General features: G+C 62.8%; 5 protein-coding genes and 1 pseudogene. 5 read left to right on the top strand and 1 reads right to left on the bottom strand.

Annotation, left to right across the window (positions count from 1 at the left end):
- Window positions 1-117: 117 nt before the first annotated feature.
- Window positions 118-333, bottom strand: a pseudogene (locus tag Q319_RS28480) (Tn3 family transposase); the annotation flags it as partial.
- 85 nt (window positions 334-418) lie between these two features.
- Here Q319_RS28480 and Q319_RS0122640 point away from each other — a divergent pair.
- The 5 genes from Q319_RS0122640 (at window position 419) to Q319_RS0122625 (ending at window position 3,493) form a co-directional block, all read left to right on the top strand.
- Window positions 419-751, top strand: a complete 333-nt coding sequence (locus Q319_RS0122640; protein ID WP_029484663.1) for an ArsR/SmtB family transcription factor — start codon at window positions 419-421, stop codon at window positions 749-751.
- Window positions 752-755: 4 nt separating this feature from the next.
- Complete coding sequence (locus Q319_RS0122635) at window positions 756-1,226, top strand: arsenate reductase ArsC (protein WP_029484662.1); 471 nt, start codon at window positions 756-758, stop codon at window positions 1,224-1,226.
- A 5-nt stretch (window positions 1,227-1,231) separates the two neighbouring features.
- Window positions 1,232-2,533 (top strand): arsenic transporter, encoded by a 1,302-nt coding sequence (locus Q319_RS0122630; RefSeq protein ID WP_029484661.1) that lies wholly within the window; start codon window positions 1,232-1,234, stop codon window positions 2,531-2,533.
- Window positions 2,534-2,636: 103 nt separating this feature from the next.
- Window positions 2,637-2,918 (top strand): arsenate reductase/protein-tyrosine-phosphatase family protein, encoded by a 282-nt coding sequence (locus Q319_RS29050; RefSeq protein ID WP_342667901.1) that lies wholly within the window; start codon window positions 2,637-2,639, stop codon window positions 2,916-2,918.
- On the top strand, window positions 2,915-3,493 hold the full coding sequence (locus Q319_RS0122625; protein WP_034416492.1) for a DUF6428 family protein: 579 nt from the start codon (window positions 2,915-2,917) through the stop codon (window positions 3,491-3,493). The genes Q319_RS29050 and Q319_RS0122625 overlap by 4 nt, the downstream gene beginning before the upstream one ends.
- The last annotated feature ends 267 nt before the right edge of the window (window positions 3,494-3,760 follow it).

Genomic DNA, 3,760 nt, shown 5'->3' with positions numbered 1-3,760 from the left:
AGTCCGGTGACGGTCTCGCAGAACAGCGTTTTTCGTGACTTCGCCACCGGCGTCTACCGATGAAGAGGTGAGATTTTGACTTCGCCACCAGTATCAAGATCCAGGACTCTTACACCGCTAAGCAAAATCCGCCCTCCAGCACGCGCTCTGGCCGTTGAGTTTGCGAAACGTTACCGGCAGAGGTACTTCTTCGGGCCGCCACAGGTAGTCTCCAGTCAGCCCGATATGCTCCCAGCCCAGCAGCGAGACGTGGGCTAGAAGTTCGTCAGGCACACCCTGATCTTCAGCCCGTAAGGCGGCCACTAGGCGCTCCAGATACACTGTGTTCCAGATTTTCCCGTTCGTTCCATCGTTCAGCAGTAACCCACCGAATGAAACCGTTCTGAAATTCCGACATCTCACCCAGTAGAATAGATGGATGACCACGCTGACTGCGCCCACCGTAGCGCCCACTGTGCTGGACCAGCTCAAGGCCCTCTCGCATGAAATCCGCTTTGAACTGGTGCGCTACCTGGCCGGGGGAGAACGTTGCGTCTGCGATCTGGAAGCGCTGTTGACCCTGCCCCAATCGAAGGTGTCCTATCACCTGGCGATCCTGCGTGACGCCGAGTTGGTCAGCGCCGAGCAGCGCGGCAAGAACACCTACTACGCGCTCCGCCTGGATCAGCTTTTCGGATTGGGGGGTTCATTTCTCAGCGAGATCTTTGTCCAGTCACCCGCCTTGACGCATCAAGATCATTCTATATGCTGAAGCCATGCCGAACCCACCCCGCGTCCTGATCCTGTGTACACACAACAGCGCCCGCTCCCAGATGGCCGAGGCCCTTGCCCGCGAGGCCGCCCGCAAAGCTGGACTTGAGCTGGAGGTGCATTCGGCTGGCACCGAGGCCACCCGCGTCAAGGACGACGCGAAAACCGTGATGGCAGAAGTTGGGCTGGACCTGTCCACCCACACCAGCAAGACGCTGTATGAAGTCCCCGATCCCTGGAACTTCGATTACGTCATCACGGTCTGCGACAGCGCGGCTGAAGCGTGTCCGGTGTATCCAGGGCAGACGGTGCGGCGGCACTACCCCTTCATGGACCCCAGCGGCGGCAGTCTGGAGCGTTGGCGCGCGGTGCGGAACCAGCAGAGCGTGCAGTTCGGGGCAATGGTTCAGGCGCTCAAGGATGGCCAGGACGTGCCGCCCAGTTACGAGGACAGCCCCGCCGTGACGGCGCAGTAACCCTCATGTTGCTCGCCGCTGCGATCTTTCTCTTCACCCTGGTGCTGGTGATCTGGCAGCCCCGGTTGCGGTGGCAGCCGGAAGGGCTGGGCATCGGCTGGAGTGCGGCCCTCGGCGCGGTGCTGGCGCTGCTCACCGGAGCCGTTCACCCCGCCGATATCCCCGTGGTCTGGGCCATCGTCTGGAACGCGACGTTGACCTTCATCGCTCTGATCATCATCAGCCTGATTCTGGATGAGGCGGGCTTTTTCAGGTGGGCGGCCCTGCACGTCGCCCGCTGGGGCGGGGGGCGCGGTCATCTGCTCTTTGCGCTGGTGGTGCTGCTGGGCGCAGCGGTGAGTGCTCTATTCGCCAACGACGGCACGGCGCTGATTCTCACGCCCATCGTGCTGGCGATGCTGACGGCTCTGGGCTTTCAGCCCAGGGCCACCCTGGCGTTCATTCTTGCCACAGGATTTATCGCGGACAGCGCCAGTCTGCCATTGGTCATCAGCAACCTGGTCAATATTGTCAGTGCCGATTATTTCAATCTGGACTTCGGAGCGTATGCCGCCATCATGGTGCCCGTCGACCTGGCGGCCATCCTGGCAAGCCTGGGGGCGCTGTCCCTGATGTTCCGCCGACAGTTGCCCCCTCGGTACGCCCCGGAAGTCTTGGACGCGCCGGGCAGTGCCATCCGGGATCAACGGGTGTTCCAGGCGGGCTGGGTGGTCCTGGGACTGCTGCTGGTGGGGTACTTCACCGCTGAGGCGCTGGGACTTCCGGTGAGTGCGGTGGCCGTCTCCGGCGCGGCGCTGCTGTGGCTGGTGGCCGCCCGTGGGCGGGTCATCGACACCCGCCGCGTGCTGAAGGGTGCGCCCTGGCAGATCGTGATGTTCTCGCTGGGCATGTACCTGGTGGTCTACGGTTTGAGAAACGCGGGGCTGACGGATGTTCTGGCGGGCTGGCTTGACCGCCTCGCCTCGCAGGGCTTGTGGGCCGCCACTTTCGGCACGGGCTTGCTGATGGCCGCCGTCTCCAGCGCGATGAACAACATGCCCAGTGTCCTCATTGGCGCTTTAGCCATCGACGCCAGCCAGGCGACGGGGACCGTGAAGCAGGGCATGATCTACGCCAACGTCATCGGCAATGACCTGGGGCCAAAAATCACGCCCATCGGCAGTCTCGCCACGCTGCTGTGGCTGCATGTGCTGGCGGGCAAGGGCATCCGCATCGGGTGGGGCCAGTATTTCAAGGTGGGCATCGTGCTGACTGTCCCCGTGCTGCTCGTGACGCTCGCGGCCCTGGCCCTCCGGTTGTCGTGGTGATGGGGTTCAGGTCATGTGATCTTCCCCATTGCTGCATCCTTCCGAAATCGTTGATCGCCCAGCCCCATCCCGCCCAGGAATTCGTCTCTCAAGGAGAAACGCCATGACCCAGCCCGCTGCCAGCATGACCACACCCACCGTCAAGAAGCCCCGTGTGCTGTTCATCTGCACTGGCAACACCGCCCGCTCGCAGATGGCTCAAGCTCTGTTGGAACACCGCGCGGGACACCGCTTCGAGGTGTCCTCCGCTGGACTGGAACCCGGTGAGGTGAATCCCCTGACCGTCCAGGCCCTTCAGGAGAAGCGCCCGCCGCCCGCCATTCGTCCGCCAAATTTCAGGGAGCGTGTCCGAAACCCTCACCCTCCCTCCAGGAGACTTGTATGACCCAGACCCTTCAGCCCATTCCCGGCCTCAACGAAGCAACATCCACAGCGGCGCTGATTGACGCCCTGCGCTCTCCAGCCCAGCGCCCTCTAGAGTTTCACCTTGGCGGCCAGATTCTGGTCAGCCCTGGCTACCACGTCACCGAAATCAAGGCGGTCATCATCGAGGCGATGGACTGCGGCGGCAAGGCCGCGTCATGGCGCGAGACGGTCATTCAACTGATGGACGGCTCTGCCGAGGAGGCCGCAGGCGGCTTCATGACCAACCGCGAGTTTCTTGCCATCCATGACCGGGTGACGGCCAAGATTCCCGTGCGCGATGAAGCTGAGGTGCGCTTCGAGTACGGCAATGCCCAGTCGGCGGCGCTGCAATACCACGTTACCCATCTGGAAATGCAGCCCGAGCGCCTGGTGGTCCACCTGCGTCAGCCCGGCGTGCAGTGCAAGGCGGGCGAGGTCTGCGGCCTCCCCGCTGGTGAGACTGCGGTCATTGAAAGTTGCGCTCCGAACAGCGGTTGTTGTGGCCCGGCCACGGCGTCGCCTGCCGAAGCCACCGCCCTGATCCGCCTGGAGTGAGGCCACTGTCCCTGACCCGGTAGCGCTGGGGGTTCCTGGAGATTGGGAGGCGAACAACTTCAACCCGACCCATGAACGATGGGCGGGAGACCTGTGCGCCACGCTAACAAAGATCATTCCCTGAACTCCAGCAAGCTGACAGAAACTTGACCTGGAGCTGAAGCCATACTGACCCTGTGGACCCATGCTGACCGGCATGACATCACAACCTCAGCCCCAGCAGAGTTTCTGGCACCGCCTTCTGGACACCCAGATCACCCGCCGGAG

Origin of the sequence: Deinococcus marmoris DSM 12784 (assembly GCF_000701405.1) — a bacterium.
Lineage (GTDB): Bacteria > Deinococcota > Deinococci > Deinococcales > Deinococcaceae > Deinococcus > Deinococcus marmoris.
This window is presented reverse-complemented; position numbering and strand designations above follow the sequence as displayed.